General features: G+C 45.1%; 7 protein-coding genes. 1 reads left to right on the forward strand and 6 read right to left on the reverse strand.

All coding sequences use genetic code 11. From position 1 onward, the window contains the following. Positions 1–3 precede the first annotated feature (3 nt). The 6 genes from DWW91_RS00685 to DWW91_RS00710 all read right to left on the reverse strand — a co-directional run bounded on the left by DWW91_RS00685 (position 4) and on the right by DWW91_RS00710 (position 12,833). Positions 4–3,405 (reverse strand): SusC/RagA family TonB-linked outer membrane protein, encoded by a 3,402-nt coding sequence (locus DWW91_RS00685; protein ID WP_122326649.1) that lies wholly within the window; start codon positions 3,403–3,405, stop codon positions 4–6. Positions 3,406–3,572: 167 nt separating this feature from the next. Beyond that, on the reverse strand, positions 3,573–4,538 hold the full coding sequence (locus tag DWW91_RS00690; protein WP_122326829.1) for a FecR family protein: 966 nt from the start codon (positions 4,536–4,538) through the stop codon (positions 3,573–3,575). A gap of 108 nt (positions 4,539–4,646) precedes the next feature. Next, complete coding sequence (locus tag DWW91_RS00695; protein WP_370449545.1) at positions 4,647–5,228, reverse strand: RNA polymerase sigma-70 factor; 582 nt, start codon at positions 5,226–5,228, stop codon at positions 4,647–4,649. A gap of 143 nt (positions 5,229–5,371) precedes the next feature. After that, positions 5,372–7,771 (reverse strand): glycoside hydrolase family 3 N-terminal domain-containing protein, encoded by a 2,400-nt coding sequence (locus DWW91_RS00700; protein ID WP_122326650.1) that lies wholly within the window; start codon positions 7,769–7,771, stop codon positions 5,372–5,374. A 121-nt stretch (positions 7,772–7,892) separates the two neighbouring features. After that, entirely contained in the window at positions 7,893–9,509 is a 1,617-nt protein-coding gene (locus DWW91_RS00705; RefSeq protein ID WP_122326651.1) for a SusD/RagB family nutrient-binding outer membrane lipoprotein, read from the reverse strand. Between the two features lie 36 nt (positions 9,510–9,545). Then, positions 9,546–12,833: a SusC/RagA family TonB-linked outer membrane protein gene (locus tag DWW91_RS00710; RefSeq protein ID WP_122326652.1), complete on the reverse strand. Its 3,288-nt coding sequence runs from the start codon at positions 12,831–12,833 to the stop codon at positions 9,546–9,548. 388 nt (positions 12,834–13,221) lie between these two features. Here DWW91_RS00710 and DWW91_RS00715 point away from each other — a divergent pair, with 388 nt between their 5' ends. Beyond that, positions 13,222–17,187 (forward strand): ATP-binding protein, encoded by a 3,966-nt coding sequence (locus tag DWW91_RS00715; RefSeq protein ID WP_122326653.1) that lies wholly within the window; start codon positions 13,222–13,224, stop codon positions 17,185–17,187. Positions 17,188–17,234: the final 47 nt, after the last annotated feature.

Raw genomic sequence — 17,234 nt, forward strand, 5'->3', positions numbered from 1 at the left:
TGATTAAAAGTTGATTTTTAAATTACATCCAAGCATACGCAGAGAGGGGGAATTTAAGTTTTCAGAGGATTTATCGGGATCGGAGAATCTGAATTCTTTTGTCCAGATGAACAGATTCTGTCCGATAAAGGCGACAGATGCTCCTTGTAAACCGATTTTCTTACAGAAAGGACTGGGTACTGCATAGGTCAGTGACAGTTCTCTCAGTTTGATAAATGTCTGATCCAATATATGCTGATGCTTGGCATCCCAAACGTTTCCGGCTCCGTTATATAATTTCATATAACCTTCATAAGATACTGCTTTATCGTTAGGAGCAAAGACTCTGTTGTCTCTGATAATATTACCGTTAGAGTCTCTGTCTACGCTTCCTGATACAACCATTACTCCTTGTCCTACATAATTTTTTTTCCCGTTTACAACTTCATCGTATCTCCATGGACTGTCACTGTCTATATGTGCTCCCGTCATCCAAAGCGCCTGATCCATTACAGAGTGGGCGACACCTCCGATACGGCCGTCAAGCGTAAAACCTAATGTAAAGTTTTTGTATCTGAGTGTATTGTTGAAACCAAACACCCAATCTGGATACTCGTTTCCGGCAACGCTTTGGAATTTACTTTGGATAGGATAACCACCTTCGTGTATTATATTTCCTTGCGGATCGCGTTCCCAGTCATAATAACCCAACCAGTCCCAACGTTCGCCTGCTTTTACCCATTCTTTCTGTGTAGAATAGATCGGGTCTACTTTGGAGTAATAATAACGGTCGAGTGACCAGTTGAAAGTTGCATCCCATTCCCAGTCCTTTTTCTTTAACAGGTTTCCGCCTATGGTAATTTCAACGCCTTTCCTGAGTTGCTCTTCGTCAATATTAATCAATGTATATTCGAAACCGGAAGCGTCACTGATAGAAGCGTCACGGGTCAGGTTGTAATATAGTTTATTGTAATAAGTGATGTCTAGTTGAAATCTGTTTTTCAGGAAGTGGAAAGCAGTTCCTATTTCGTATGAACGGGTTGAACTCGGTTTAATGAGGGCACTTCTCATCTTTGTCGGATAAGTAGCTCCGTTCATTCCGTCCCACATATTTGTTTTGATGGTATAACTTTTGTTGGTATCATAGACATCCAGATCCTTTTTGGTCTGTGTCCAGGAACCTCTGATTTTCCAGAAATCAATCCATTCCGGCATCGGGATTAATTCGGAAGCAACAATACTTGCCGATACCGAAGGATAAAAATAAGAGCGTGTTTCCGACGGGAGTGTCGACGACCAGTCATTTCTTCCGGTAATATCCAGGAAGAACGTACTTTTCCATGCTACGGATGCTTTTCCATAGATACTGTTTACCTGCTTTTTCTTTATCGAACTTTCTATCTGTGCCGGATCGACAGATGCGTATAATGAATAATATCCGGGAATTGAGAGACCGTTCTTCGTTTTACCGGAGAGCCAGTCGTCCTGATAGAAATAAATGGTACCGCCGATAAAGGCATCAACGGAAAAATCACCGAATTTATGGTCGGCTGTTACCATAAAATCATTGTTGATGCTATAACCGCCTTTTCGTCTTTCTTCATAATATCCTTTTTTATTCCATCCGCCGTAAGCTCCGATGGAGTTTCTCCATTTCTCACGTTCGCTATAGGTGTCGACACCTGATCTTAATGAGGCTTTCAACCACGGGGTGAATTCATAGCTGGCAGTAAGGAAACCATTGACAACATCATAATCGCTGGAATGGACAATCTCATTAGCGATGAAATAAGGATTATCATACCATACTTTATTGGGCCAGTTCTGTTCTTCGTTCTCTTTTTTCCAATAATTTTTATAGTCCCGGATGTCCAGGTCCGTTCCGGTCCAGACCAGCATACTGTATATATACCCTCCGGTCCCGTATCCGGTTCCGGTGTTATTCGGATAGAAACGTTTATTGTAAGTAAGTCCGCCTTCAAATGTGAAGTTCTTGTATTTCATATCTCCGGCAACCGTGTAATTGATCTTGTTCAATTTAGTGTTCGGGTACTGCCCTTTATTATAAATATGGGTCAGAGAAGTACGGAAACTTCCGTATTTTCCTTTTTGTGTGACGCTGATATTATTGTTCGTAACAAAACTGAATTCAAGGAAGTTCTTGAAGTTGTTTTTACCTTTGGATACTAAAGGCATTTCCCGCCATTCGTGTGTGTATGGGTCATATTGCGTTGCTGTACGGCCTATGTCCATTTTGTCACCCCATACAAAGTCTTCCGAGTTATATTTCCCGTTCATCCCGGTACTATATGATGTTTGTACTTCGGGTAATCGTAGAAAGCCTGATTCGAACATCGTACTACTGTTTATGCTTACATTCAGGCCGTCCTCTGTACCTCTTTTGGTTGTAACCATGATGGCACCTGTTCCCCCTCTTGCTCCATACAGGGCTGACGCTGTTGCGCCTTTCAGAACATCTACGGATTCAATATCGTCGGAGGCGATGTCGCGCAGGGAGATATTGCCGTAAGGTACGCCGTCTACAACCAATAAGGGCGTTTCTCCGCGTAATAGGAGGCTGGGTGCTTCGTTAAATTCCGTACTGTTCTGTACATTCAAGCCTGCTATTTTACCTGTCAATGCTGTGCCGACATCTACTGATTTAACCGCTGTGACTTTATCTCCCCCAACTTTCTGTACCGCATATCCCAGCGCTTTTTCCGAGCGTTTGATACCTAGGGCGGTGACGACGACTTCTTCCAGGTTTTTAGAATCTTCCAGTAAGGAGATTAACAATGTCTTTTGATTATTGACGGCGATATCCTTGTTTTGATAGCCGATATAAGAGAACACAAGATGGGCATTTGCCGGAACTTCGATCGAGAAATGACCGTCGATATCGGTCACTGTCCCGGTTGAGGTACTTCCTTTCAGAAGCACGTTGGCTCCGATAATGGGAGTTTTCGACTGGTCTACCACGGTCCCTGTGACTTTGATAACGGGAACCTGAGGAGTGCCGGCCGGCGGCTCGGAGTAGGAGATGGAACGTTTGTTTTTCGTTGAATGTATGGATATGTAGTTATCCAGTACTTTATAAGTAAGTCCTTTGTTTGCCAGGACATTGTCCAAAACTTCTTTCACTGTTTTGTTTTTCGCATTGACCTGGACTGGTTGGGACAGGTTGATATCCTTATCGCCGTACAGGAACAAATAATCGGTCTGTCTTTCTATTTCGGTAATCAGTTCACCGAATGAAAGATTATTTCTGGTGATGGTGATTCGTGCTTCCTGCGAATGCATATTGACCGCATGCAGCTGAAGAAATAGTACGAATACAAAAAACACGGATAATCTCATAATACGAATAATGTGTGTTAATTCATCATGTTTAAATACATAGCATAGTTGCAACAAGTTTTTTTTCATAACTTTGCTGATAGTTTAAAGTTGATACTGTTATCTGTCTCGAAATGGATTTGATAGTATTGGCTCTATAGGGTAAGTGATTCCAGCACTTACCCTTTTTGGCCCTATCATAATAGCTGTTTTCTTACTTCATGGGCATTTGTTTTTATCGGTTAGACATATGTTGATTAATAGATTTCAAATTCATTTTCAGATATTCTCTTAAAATTGAAATGGTAAACGTTCTGTAAGGCACCCAGTATTTTCTCTATTTCTTCGCTTTGCCGGAATTTACCGGATATTTTCTGGGTAAGAGCAATTGTTCCGGTCACTTTGAACCTGACATTATACCAGAGTGACAGGCAGTCCAGTATTTCGACAAAAGGCTTTGCCCTGAAACTGAAGATACCGCTCTCCAGATAATCCTTATTATCAAAATCGGAACTCGATTTGACCATGACATCATTGATGACCGATACTTTCTCGTTGGGTTTCAGCCGGATCATTTCATTCCTGTTGTCCTTGTTGTAAACAAGTACGGAACCTTCGACCAGGTTGGTTTCAAAGCGCGGTATCTCAGTATAGGCAAACACGTTGAATTCTGTGCCCAAAACTTCCACATTAAACTGCTGCGTCTTGACGATGAATGGCCGTTTGGGATCTTTTGTCACAGAAAAATACCCTTCTCCGTCTAACTCGACTGTACGGTTATCTCCTTGGAATTCATTGGGTATTCTGATTCTACTTCGTGGGCTTAACCAGACGGATGTACCGTCGGCCAATGTCATATTTACACGCTGTCCTTTAGGTACGTTTATTTCGGTAAATAGAATCTTTTGCTGATGGCGGGTGTACTGTTGGGAGGCAAACCAGGAACCGGCTATCAAGATCAGTGCTATCGCTGCATATTTCAGGAGATTGATCCGGAATTGTCTGGCGGAGCGTTTGCCAAGCCGCCTGTCGAACTCACGGATTCCTCTGATGGTCTTTTCTTCATCTTCCTTCCGGTCGACCAGCTCGGAGATTGCGAGTGCATTCTTGGTGCGTGCAAATTCCTTTTTGGCTTCCGGATCTGTTTCCAGCGATTGGAAAAACGCTGTTTTTTCAACTGTGGACATTTCTCCGGAGAAATATTTATCTAATCTGTCATTCATGGCATATTTGTTTGTCTCTATAATAAAGACAAAAGCATCGGAAGTTACCACCAAAGGAAAATGAAAAAAAGTAGTTTTTTTATACGGGGAGGAATATTACCGTCCTTCTTATATTATGAAAAGCAGGAGAGGGAGGTAATCCTTTAACTCGATTTTTAATTTGCGTAAAGCAATGGATATCTGATTCTCAACCGTATTGACAGAGATGTTTAATCGTTCGGCTATCTCTTTGTATTTTAATCCCTCCATGCGGCTGAGGATAAATATCTCCCTGCAACGTTCCGGTAATTTGCCGATCACTTCATCAATCAGATTTTCAACCTCCGAAATCGTGAGAAATGATTCGTCAAATTGTTGGAGTGAATATAAATTCATTTGCATTTCTTGTTCTTCAGCTGTTTCTAAAGTTCTTTTCTTTTCATTTATATACAGGTTGTGTTTAAGGAAATTTAGGCATCTGTTTTTGACCAGGGTAAACAGGAAAGCATCCATATTATCAATCGTTTTTAAAACTTCCGGATGTTCCCATAGGTAGAGAAAAATATCTTGTACGATATTCTCTGCATCTTCTTCAGCAATGACATAAGCTTGTGAGAAGCGTGTCATTTTGATAAAGTATGTCGAGTAGATCTGTGAGAAACACTTTTGTGTTTCCAGTGAGTTTCTCTGTTGTATCTTGTGATTTTTCAAGCCTTTTCTCCTTTATCTCTGTGGCAAAGATAATTAATCTTTCTTTTTTCAAATAAATATTCCCTCTTACTTTACGAAATCTGTGGATTGTTTCGAAAGCAGGAGGGAATAAAATATGCGGATAGGCTATGATTACCTGTCTTTTACTTTACAACAAAAGTCTCTTTTAATTTGATATCGTTGGAAGAGGCTCCGATGCGGACTTCAAATTCGCCCGGTTCGACTGTCCATTCCATATGTCTGTCGAGAATTTGCAGGTCTTCCGGCAAGAGGACGAAGGATACGGTCTTTGTCTCGCCCGGTTGCAGGGAGATACGTTCAAAGCCGCGTAACACGGATTCGTAAGCGATTACACTGCTTACTTTGTCGCGGATATATAACTGTACGACTTCGTCACCGGCACGTTTGCCTGTGTTGGTGACATCTACGGTAACGGTTACAGGACTTTGCGAATAGGGTGTTTCCTGTTTTACGGAAAGGTTTGAATAAGCAAAGGTGGTATAACTCAATCCGTAGCCGAACGGGTAAAGAGCACCGTTTACACGGGTTCTTCCTGAACCGTTAGGGCCTTCGAAGTATTGGCCGTCCTGTGAACCCGGCTTGAACGGGAAGTTGAACTCGATCTGTCCGATTGAACGGGGGAAGGTAACAGATAAGCGGCCGCCTGGGTTATAATCGCCGAATAAGGTCTGCGCGATCGCTTCTCCACCTAACTGGCCGGGGAACCAGGCTTCCAGGATGGAGGGAATGTTGCGATCAGCCCAGTTGATAGTCAGCGGCTGTCCGTTGATCAGGACGAGCACGACGGGTTTGCCGGTGGCGTGCAAGGCTTCCAGCAGTTGTTGCTGACGGCCCGGAAGGTCGAGGCCAGTGCGGGATTTACTTTCGCCAGTGCAGGATTCGTCTTCTCCCAGTACGGCAATGATAACGTCACAATCGGCGGCGGCAGTGGCGGCTTCGGCAATCCCTTTCTTTTCCTCGTCGGTCAGCGGAGTCGGGACGATTTCGCTGTCGGGCCAGTTGGCGTCTTTCACTTCGCAGCCTTTGGCGTAAACAACTTCTGTCTGATTGCCCAGATAGTCTTTGATGCCGTCGTAAACAGTGATGTTATCCAGTCCCTGAGGGCCGTAACGGCTGATCATATAGTTCGTTTCCTTGGCTAACGGACCGGCTATAAGAACCTTTTTCGTCTGGTTCTTATCCAATGGGAGCAGGTTGTTTTCGTTTTTCAGCAATACGAGGGATTGTTTCTGCATATCCAGTACGAAGTCGCGATGTTTGTCGGCTCCGACAATCTTATCGGCGGCTTTCGGGTCTTTTACATACGGTGAATCGAACAGTCCCAGTTCGAATTTAACGCGCAATACGTCGGCAACCATGCGGTCGACCGATTTCATGGAGAGTTTGCCTTCCTTTACCAGTTTACGTACCGGCAGGATATAGTCTTTCGGATGTGTGAAGTTGGTGCGGACGTTCAGGCCGGCTTCTACTACCTGGCGTACGGCTTCTTCATAAGAATCGGCTACATGGTGTTTGGTCTGAACGAACTCGACCGCTTCGCTGTCACTTACTATGTATCCTTTGAAACCATATTCCTGGCGCAACAGCTGTGTCAGGAAATAATAGCTGGCTGTTACGGGCACACCGTCCCAGTCGTTATAACTGCTCATCACACCTTTCGGATGCGCTTTCTGGACAACTCTTTTGAAAGGATAGAGATGGATCTCATGCAGTTCGCGGGGAGCCACATGCGGGTCGGTACGGACGGCGGCATCGCGGCCACCCTTCGGAATGCTGTAAACGGCAAAATGTTTCAATGTGGAAGCTACACCGTTCTGCTGGATACCTTTTACCATCTGTGTGCCCAGTTCGCCTACCAGATAAGGGTCTTCTCCGTAAGTCTCCAGCACACGTCCCCAGCGCGGATCGCGGGCTACGTCGAGGATGGGAGCGTACACATTATTGTATCCTAAAGCTTTTGCTTCTTTTCCGGCTATATCTCCAGCCTGATGAACCAGGTCGCGGTTCCAGGTGCTGCCGATATTAATGGGAGCGGGCAGGGGAGTTGCCTTGGTATGGTTCAAGCCGTGGATGCCTTCGTTGGAGAAGTCCACAGGGATGCCCAGGCGTGTTTCTTCGATGAACCAGCGCTGCGTTTTGTTGATCGCTTCGGCATGGTTGCTGAACGGGTAGATCAGGTCGGGTGTGCGGCGGCGGGCGCTTCCCACACCGTTCAGTTGTTCGTCGATATTGGTGATACCGTCTTTCCAGATCTCATTCTTCCATCCTTCGGTGGGCAGGGAGTCTTTCAGGACACGCCCGAAGCCGTAGAGGGTGGCCATCTGGCAACTTTTTTCTTCCAGTGTCATCTGGTTCAGAAGGTCTTGTACACGCGCTTCGATAGGGGCTTCGGGATCTTCATAAACGTCTTTTACGCCGTTCTTGTTAAGGTCTATCCACCCTTTTTTGTAGATCGAGTCTTTCGCTTGTATAGTCACACTACCCAGACAGGCGGCAGCAAGTAATAGATACTTCACATTCATGTTTTTCTTCGCTGATTATGATATTTTTGTAATAATAAAAACCGTATGATTGTAATCATTACAACAAAGATAAGGATTATCAACCATACGGTCAAGAGATTAGTGACAAAGTGAAAAATACTTATTTAGTATCCCACCATAAACGTACATCAATTTTGTTGAATTCAGCTTGCGTGTTATAGTTTTCAGTATTCATAGAAGCCTCTTTTGCCGGATACAACACACGTACAGGTGCATTTTCCTTGTTTAGCAAAGCCCCGTTCAAGCGGTCGTCATCCAATATAGGCAGGTCTGTACGACGATATTCAGCCCATGTTTCATAGATTTGCAGGAAGTTAAGATGCATCCACTTTTGCGTAGCGATCTGTTCCAACGCCTTTGAAGCATCAAACTTGTAGGCAGAAGAAGCAATCCAGTTACGTAAAGTCTCGTCCGAAACGTCTGTTCTGGCTAATTCTTCGTCCTTGCCTTCCGCATCACTGGTCTTGTAGTAGTCGTAATAGTTTTGTACAGACAAAGCGATGCCTTTGTTATAAAACTCCTCTGCATTCCCGCTGTACAATCCACGTTGAGCAGCTTCCGCCAGGCAAAGGTAAGTTTCGGCAGCCGTCATACCAATTCCGACAGGGAACTGGAAGTTCTTACGGAAAGTAACCGAATTTAAACAACCATAGGTTTCGCGCAGACTTTTTTCAGTGTTTCCATTATATTCGTTGATCAAAGCAATGGCCTTGTCGGCTGAAGCCGGATAACCTAGGATCTCTTTGCTGTCTTCATATACCTTGCCTTCGTCATCTGTTGCAGGTTGATACAAGACATACAGGCGAGGGTCGTTTGCTTTTTTGAACTTGTTGACCATCAACTCCGGCGCATACATATAAAAACCTTGTCCCGTAGAATGGCTTTCATTCATAGCACGCCATAGGGCATCAGGAGCGGTTGACTGGCCTGAAACTTTGATATACGCATTATCATCGTTGGTTGTAATCAATTGGTCGATAGACAATTCAGACAGTACAGATTTGGCCTTTTCAGGATCTACGTTTGAGATACGCATCGCATAACGCAGGCGCAGTGAATTAGCAAATTTAGACCAACGCTGGCAATCGCCTGCATAGATGATATCCTGACGTTTGAATGTATCGTCTGAAGTTGCTGTCTTGAAATAATCGGCAGCCGCCTTCAGATCGTCCAGCATGTTGTAGTAAATATCCTTTTGCGTATCATATTTCGGGCGGAAAATCACTGCTCCTCCGTAGATAACATTACGTGCGGTAAAGGCTTCCGAGTAAGGCATATTGCCAAAAAAGTCACTAGCGATAGCCGTATTGAAGGCCTTCATCACCTTTGTCGCTTCGAAATATTTTTGATAGCTTTTTTGTTCTTCGGGAGATAACGTGGCATAAATCTTATCGATTTCCGTCAACGTTCTCATACGCGTTTCGTAATAGTTTTCCCAACGTCCCAGGTCGTCGGTAATATTCTGATACAACGTATTGCGGTTTTCACCTTCCTGGCGGGCCGTTGTCTGGAGATAAACACCCAGGCGGCGGAACGTCAAGTTGTATGTATCTACATAGTCGATAGCGATTGTTTGAAGCGCTCCTTTAGTAAACAGATATTCTATTTCGCTGGAAGTAAACGCATCCGGATTATCATGCTTTTCATCCAACTTGTCTGAACAAGAAGAGAAAGCGACCATTGCGCTTAAAATGAATCCATATATTGTTTGTTTCATAGATTTACTTATTATGTACATTAATTTTCAAAAAACTTAGAAACTTGTTTTAAGTGCAAAACCGAAACTACGAGCCGACGGGTAAGTCGTATATTCTACATAAGCGTTGGTTCCGCTTGTACCCAAAGTAGCTTCCGGATTGATGTTGGGGACGCTCTTATAGATGTAGAACAGGTTGCTACCGATAAGAGAAATATTCAGGTTCTGCAAACCGATTTTAGACACCCAGTTGTTAGGAAGCTGGTAAGACAGTTTCAACTCACGCAGTTTGATATACGTGTTGTCATACAGGTTATCTTCCGAACCGTTACGGTTATAACGCGAATTGTAGTAATCCGAAGCTGCCACGATGATGTCGTTCTTGCTGCCATCAGCCTTTACACCTTCTGCAATCATACCGTCATGATGTACGCGGCCTTCCAACGCATTGGCAGGAGCCGAAGCACTGTGGCTATCCAAAGCTACTTTCTGGTTGGTGTTCTTGTCAATATAGTAAGCCAAACCGCCATATTCTTCATCACGGCCGAACAAAGATTCTTTGCCGGCACCTGTGGCTTTCAAGAAGTTGTTGGTGAATGAAAGCAATTTACCGCCAAATGAACCGTCAATATGCGCACTCAATGAGAAGTTCTTATAGTGGAAGGTATTTGTGAAGCCGGCTACCATCTTGGGTGCAGCGCTTCCGGCATACGTAAATTCTGCTTCCTGCTGGTAATTACCGTTTTTATCTACAATCATATTTCCCTGATCATCGCGTACCCATTTGCGGATGAATACACTAGGAGTAGCATATCCCGGGACAGCTTTGAAGATAGCCGCACTCCAAGGAGAACCGATCTGGCGGTCTTCCATACCATCAATCAACGAGATCAACTCATTGTGCGTGAAAGAGAAGTTCAGCGTACTTTCCCACGTGAAATTCTTTGTTTCAACCGGTGTACCGTTCAGTTGAAGCTCGATACCGTAGTTACCGATTTCACCGGCATTCATACGCATACCTGTGGCACCTGTAGAGGGAGCGACCGGCACGGTGATAATCTGGTTTTTGGTTCTGTTGGTATAATAAGCCAGGTCGAAACCGAGGCGGCCGTCAAACATGCGGCTTTCCAAACCGAATTCCCATGAATACGTCTTTTCGGGAATAATGTTTGTAGGCGGAACGTCGTTGCCGAAGTCGTTGGTAATGGCCGAGTTGTTGAACGAACCGTAATTGTATTCCGTATTGGTGAAATAAATAGTCGGTGTCGTATTACCTACAACCGCGTATGAACCTCTGATTTTTCCGTAATTCCACCAATCCGGCAGATCCAATGTTTCGGTGAACACAAAGCTTAAACCGGCAGAGGGATAGAAGAAACTGCGGTTGCCTGCGCTCAGGCGTGAAGACCAGTCGTTGCGGGCCGTCAAATCCAAATACAAGAACCGTTTGTAAGCCAATTGGGCAGATGCAAACACGGCACCCAGGAATTCACCTCGGTTGTAGCCCGTATCTCTACCTGCAGCTTTCGGGTCTTTCTTGTTATTGTTGGTAGAGAACATGCCGTTGTATTTCAAACCTTCAGAGCTCCAGGTCATACCGGTTTCCGCGATATCTTCGCCTGAGATACCCAAGTTGGCCGTCACGTCGAAGTCTTCTTTAAAGGTTTTATTGAACATCAACAAACCTTCTACATAATCTTTGCGGTAATGATTGTCGGTCTTGCGGTAAAGCCCCTGCAAGTCGCTCATGTTTGCCGGATCGGCATATCTCTTGAACATTTCCTTGTCTTCCTTCTTGTCGTTGTAACGGTCCGTACCCCCACGCAGGCGGAAGTTCAAGAAATCGAATATCTTGACATTGGCAGACAACGAAGCGATCAAACGTTCGCGCGTCTGTGTATACTGGTTTTCATTCTGCTGCCATAACAGATAGTTGATGATGTTGTCGCGGTTTGAGCCGCTGATGCCACTGATTTCGTCGGTCAGGTAGTAGCCTTCGCTGTTCTTATAGTGATCCTTCCACAACTGGGTGATTTCGTTACGAGGCATCGGGTAATTGGATACGCGGTCAATACGCGTGGGCGGATTTTTTGTATCTGAAATGTTGAAAGAGACGGCAGCATCGAATGTCAAACGTTCGTGCACTTTGAAGTTGCCCGAGAGGCTGAAGTTATGCTTGTTCTGTTTAAAGTTTTCCAGGTAACCGGCATAGTTCATATTGGTATATGACAAGCGGATGTTGTTCTTGTCGGTGCCGTTTGTAATAGAGATACTGTTATTGTTGGTAAAACCATCTTTAAAGATATCGCGATAGTTATTAGGCTGCGGAGAGAACGGACGTTTCACGCCATCCCACCAAACCACCTCCGTACCGTCCATGCGCGGACCGAAGCTGCGGTAAGTAGTACCACTGTAGGTATAATCTCCGTTTTCGTTAGCCACGAAATAAGGCGTGCTACCTCCACCGAAGACGTTCTGATATTCAGGCATGTAAGCACGCTGGTCGTATGTATAGGAGGTACCTACCTGGATGCCTAATCCCTTCTTTCCGCCGTCGCCGCGTTTGGTTGTGATCACGATCACACCATTCGTTGCACGCGAACCATACAGGGCGGCCGCATTAGCACCTTTCAGGATAGACATGGATTCGATGTCGTCCGGATTGATATCGTTCAAGGCAGAACCCTGTTGCGTCTGGTCACGTTCGCGACCAGCCCAGTTAGAGTCTGTATCGTTAATAGGAATACCGTCAACAACGATTAGCGGACGTGTATTACCTTCTACGGAGTTGATACCGCGGATTTGAATCTTTGTACCTCCCGTAGGACCGGCAGCCGTCTGTGCAATTTGTACGCCGGCAGCCTTACCATATAATGAGTTGGCTACGTTTTGTACCGGCACGAGCTGGATATCGTCCGACTTCAGTTCGCTCATGGCATAACTCAAGGCGCGTTTTTCCTTTTTGATACCCATGGCGGTTACGACTACTTCATCCAGTTTCTGTGTGTCTTCCACTAATTTGATATCCAACGAAGTCTGTCCGGTATACTTGATTTCTTGCGAAATATAACCGATAAAGGAGATCGTGATAGTAGCACCCTGGTTTACTGCCAAAGAGAAGTTACCGTCCATATCTGTAATAGTACCTTCATTGGTTCCTTTCACAGAGACGGAAGCTCCGGCAACGGGTCCGAATTCATCAACAATGGTTCCTGTTACCTGTTTTTTTTGTTGATTGATGGCAAAAGCCATTTCCGGCTTACTGTCTGCCGCATACACTTGGTTGGGAGCGCAGAAAATACCGGAAAGCAAAATAAGTCCGATAGGTCTGAATACTTTTTTCATAAACGAATTTTTAAGTAGATTCAAGAAATCTGAAATTTTTGATTGCAAATCTATATGATTGTTAAAGGATGATATATTAATATAGGTTGTTAAAGTGTTGAATGCGGTTTGCGACGGATTTTATCGTTTTTTTGACGGATATTGCTATTTTATTGTTTCATAGTCGCTCTTGCTTCAATGATCCTTTAATGATCCTCCAGTGAAGGTCCACTCATGGGAAGTGACGTAACAGTGACGTAAATGCAGTAAACATACGATAAAATGTTATTTGTATGTCATTTTGAGGCCCGCCGTCCGGCCGGATATTCGTTTTGGAGGTATAATTATATATAAACATTATCATTAATCGTTGAAAATAGTTTATTTTTGCATTAAATACCTACTAATCATGAAATCCAAATGCTTCTGTCTGCTTCTTTGTTTATGCGTATTTCTTCCCGTATTGCCGAAAGATTTATATTTCAGGCATATTGATTTGAATGAAGATTTTACGCAACCTTCTGCCATATCCGTTTATCAGGATGCTCAAGGACTGATTTGGTTTGGAAATGATAATCTGAATGCCTATGATGGGAGAGTGGTACACTCTTTTCGCCTTTCCAATTATCTGGAAGGGGCGGAAGATAATAATATCCACGGGATATGTGGGGATGGAGAGGCGTTGGTTTATATGCTGGCCAACAAGGATGTGGTTATTTTTGACAAACAGGCTGAAGAGTTCCGCTGGGCAGGCGTAAAGGCGCAAGCCATCGAATATCATGAGGGAGTGTTGTATTATGCTGTCGGGAATGAAGTGTTTCGCTATCTACCGGAGGGGGAGGCGGAAAAGGTCTGTGCGTTGCCTGAGCGGTCGGTTATAATCAAGGATTTGTTTTGGCAGGACGGGGTTTGTTGGATGGCTACCACGCGTGGCGTGTATTGTTTTGATAGGAACACGTTGCAGGCGATGTTGGAAGACGAGTCGGTCACTTCCTTGTTTATGGATCGCGACGGGAGATTGTGGGTAGGTACGCTGTCGAACGGGGTGAAGATGCTTGATCGGGGGAGGTGGCTGTCATGGCAGGAAAACGACCCTGTACGTCCTTTGGTCAATAATCAGGTACGCGTCATCAATCAAGACGACAAAGGGAATGTCTGGATCGGAACCTACGATGGCATCACTGTGGTAGATCCTTCTCTTCGCGATCATTATCATTTGTTGCATAAGGAGCAGGCGCCTTGGTCGTTGAAGCATTCGTCGGTGTATGCGATTTATAAGGATAACCAGGGGGGCATGTGGGTTGGCACCTATTATGGCGGGTTGAGTTATTTTAATCCGGATACGGAGAATTATGCTTTCTATTCCAATGTCGGCGGAGCGGGCGGTTTGAACGGTTTTTTGTTCGGCAAAATGACTGAAGACGGCAGGGGCAATTTGTATGTGGCCACCGAACACGGGAAGTTGAACTGCCTGGATCGTAATACCCGGAGGGTAAAGCCGCTCGATGCGGCCTTGTCGGGGCTACCGGCCTCTACTACCAAATCTGTCTGGTATGATGCTGCTAACGGGTGTCTGTATATCGGCACGTTTCAATATGGTTTGTATTGCTATTCGTCGGGTCGCCTCGAAGCGGTGGGGACAGATTTGCTTGTGAATGATAGCCAGCGTATCATAACCGACCTGATTCCTTGGAAGAACGGGCTGATAGTCGTTTCGCAAGATGGATTGTTTTTGCTGGATTTGGATACCCGGCAGTTGTCGCCTTTATTTTCCGACAAGGGCCTTCGTGAGCAGGCGGGAGGTATTATCAGGTCTGCCTTTTTGGATAGGGAGAACCGGTTGTGGCTTGCCCTGGCCAATAAGGGGGTGGTTTGTGTCCGTATGGATGACCAGGTTGTCGAGGTGATTCCTTCGGTGAGAAACCGGATCGGAAAGAAACCGGTACAAAGCATTGCGGGCGACGGGCGCGGGCATATCTATTTTGCCGTGTCGGGTATCGGCCTGCTGGCGTATGATCCGGTGGATGACTTTTGGTCGTGTTATAACCAGGAGCAGGGGCAGTTGCTGACGAACGATTCTTTTCGTGTGCTGGTCACTCCCACGGGGCGGTTGTTGGTTACTTCGAGCCGGGGCATCACGTTGTTGGATATGAAAACCGGGAAAGCGGCTCATACGCTATTGGGGGGATCTTCGCCTTTGCACCGTCTGAATGCCAATTGCGGCGTGTATCTTTCGCCTACCGACAGCATGATTTTTATCGGTGGGATAGAGGGGATGATTGCGATGAAAGAAGCTGGCTTTTCGTCGGTGGAGACGCCTTATACGATATTGTTTAACAGTCTTTCCGTGAATAATACGCCGGTCGGGCCTTCTGCTTCTTCCGGTATTTTACAGAAATCGATTTTCTATACCTCCGGATTTACTTTGCCTTATGACCGGAATAACATAACGTTGGGTTTTACTTCCACAAATTACCGGCATGTGGAAAAGAATCTGTTTGAATATAAAATGGAGGGGTTGGACAAGCAATGGACACGTACACGGCACCGGCAGATTGTCTATACTTCCATTCCTCCGGGAAAGTATACTTTATGCCTTCGTGAGATGGGTGGGGGGAAGCAGATTAACCTGTCTGTACAGGTACGTGCGCCTTTTTATGCCTCGTGGTATGCTTTTGCGTTGTATGGTTTATTGATTCTTTTATTTTTGGTCTGGTTGATTCGTTTTAACAGGAGCCGTGCGGTTTTGAAGGCTTCGTTGCAACTGGAGCAACAGGAAAAGGAGCGTATAGAGCGGTTGAACCAGATGAAGTTGAAGTTCTATATTAATATATCGCACGAACTGCGTACGCCGTTGACCTTGATAATTACTCAGATTGATCTTATTCTACAAAATTACGGCTTGACAGGAGCCTTGCGGAGCAAACTGTTGAAAGTACGTCAGTACACCTCTCAGATGCAACAGCTTATTACTGAAGTACTTGATTTCAGACGTTTGGAGCAGGGGAAGATGCCGCTTCGTGCCAGGCCGCAGAATATGGTTGTATTCATGCGCCGGTTGTTTGATTCCTTTAAGGATTATGCTTTGACCAATCAGATTCAGTATAGTTTTGAAACAGTGGAAGATGAGATACCTGTATGGTTCGATCCGATACAAATACGTAAAGCGTTTAATAATTTGCTTTCCAATGCGTTTAAGTTTACTCCGAAAGGAGGAACGATCCGGGTGAGTCTACTTCGTAAAAAAGGGATAGTCGAGATACGTATCTCTGATACTGGCTCCGGCATTCCCCGGAGCCAGCAGGCGCATATCTTCGAACGATTTTATCAGGCGGATAATGCGTCGGGGGTTACTTCGGCGGGAAGTGGTATCGGTCTGTCGCTGACCAATGAGATCATTATGCAGCATAAAGGGCAGATCGGGGTGGAGAGTGAATTGGGAAAGGGAACCACCTTTACGGTTACTTTGCGCTTGGGTGACGAGCATTTTACTTCCGAACAGAAATCAACAGAGACGCAATCTACCGACATGTTGCCCGGACAGGAGGTGGTGCAGGAGAGGGGTGTGGCCGGTTTATTGGATTTGCCGGACATCGGAGAGGAGGCAAAGTCTTTTTCCGTATTGCTTGTAGAGGATAATAAAGATTTGTTGCAAGTCTTGGAAGAGGCTTTTTCCATCAAATATAGGGTCTATAAGGCAGAGGATGGAGAAGAAGGCATTCGTTTGGCTGAGGAGAAGCAGCCGGATCTTATTATCAGCGACGTGATGATGCCGGGTATATCGGGGACTGCTATGTGCCAGCGGCTGAAACGTCAATTAGAGACGTCGCATATTCCGATTATCCTCTTGACAGCCCGTGTCGACTTGGAGAATGCCTTGGAAGGGCTTAAATGCGGTGCTAGCGATTATATCATGAAGCCCTTCAATATTGAGTTGCTTTTGTTGAAGTGCCATAATATCATTACCACTTTGAAAAGCCATCAAACTCGTTTTCATGCAGAGGTGGCATCGGTTCCTTCCGAGTTGGCAACCAATCGTCTGGACCAACAGCTTTTGGACGAATCTGTGCGGATTATAGAGGAAAATATGGAGAATAAGGATTTTGACATCGATATGTGGTGCCGTGAGATTGCTATCGGCCGTACCCGTCTGGGTGCCAAGATCAAAGCGATAACAGGCCTGACCTTGAATGATTTTATCATTCAGACGAAACTTCGTAAGTGTGCCTCTTTGTTGGAAAAGACAGATTTGACGATTGCAGAGATTAGCTGGAAGACCGGCTTTTCCAGTTCCAGTTATATGGGGAAAAACTTTAAGGACTATTTCGGTGTCACTCCGTTACAGTACAGGAAAACGAAGAATGCTTCTTCCTGAAATCAGCAAGAAGAATCCTTTTCTTCCCCCTCCATGATTTTTAAACT

Source organism: Parabacteroides sp. AF17-3, assembly GCF_003635445.1.
Lineage (GTDB): Bacteria > Bacteroidota > Bacteroidia > Bacteroidales > Tannerellaceae > Parabacteroides > Parabacteroides goldsteinii.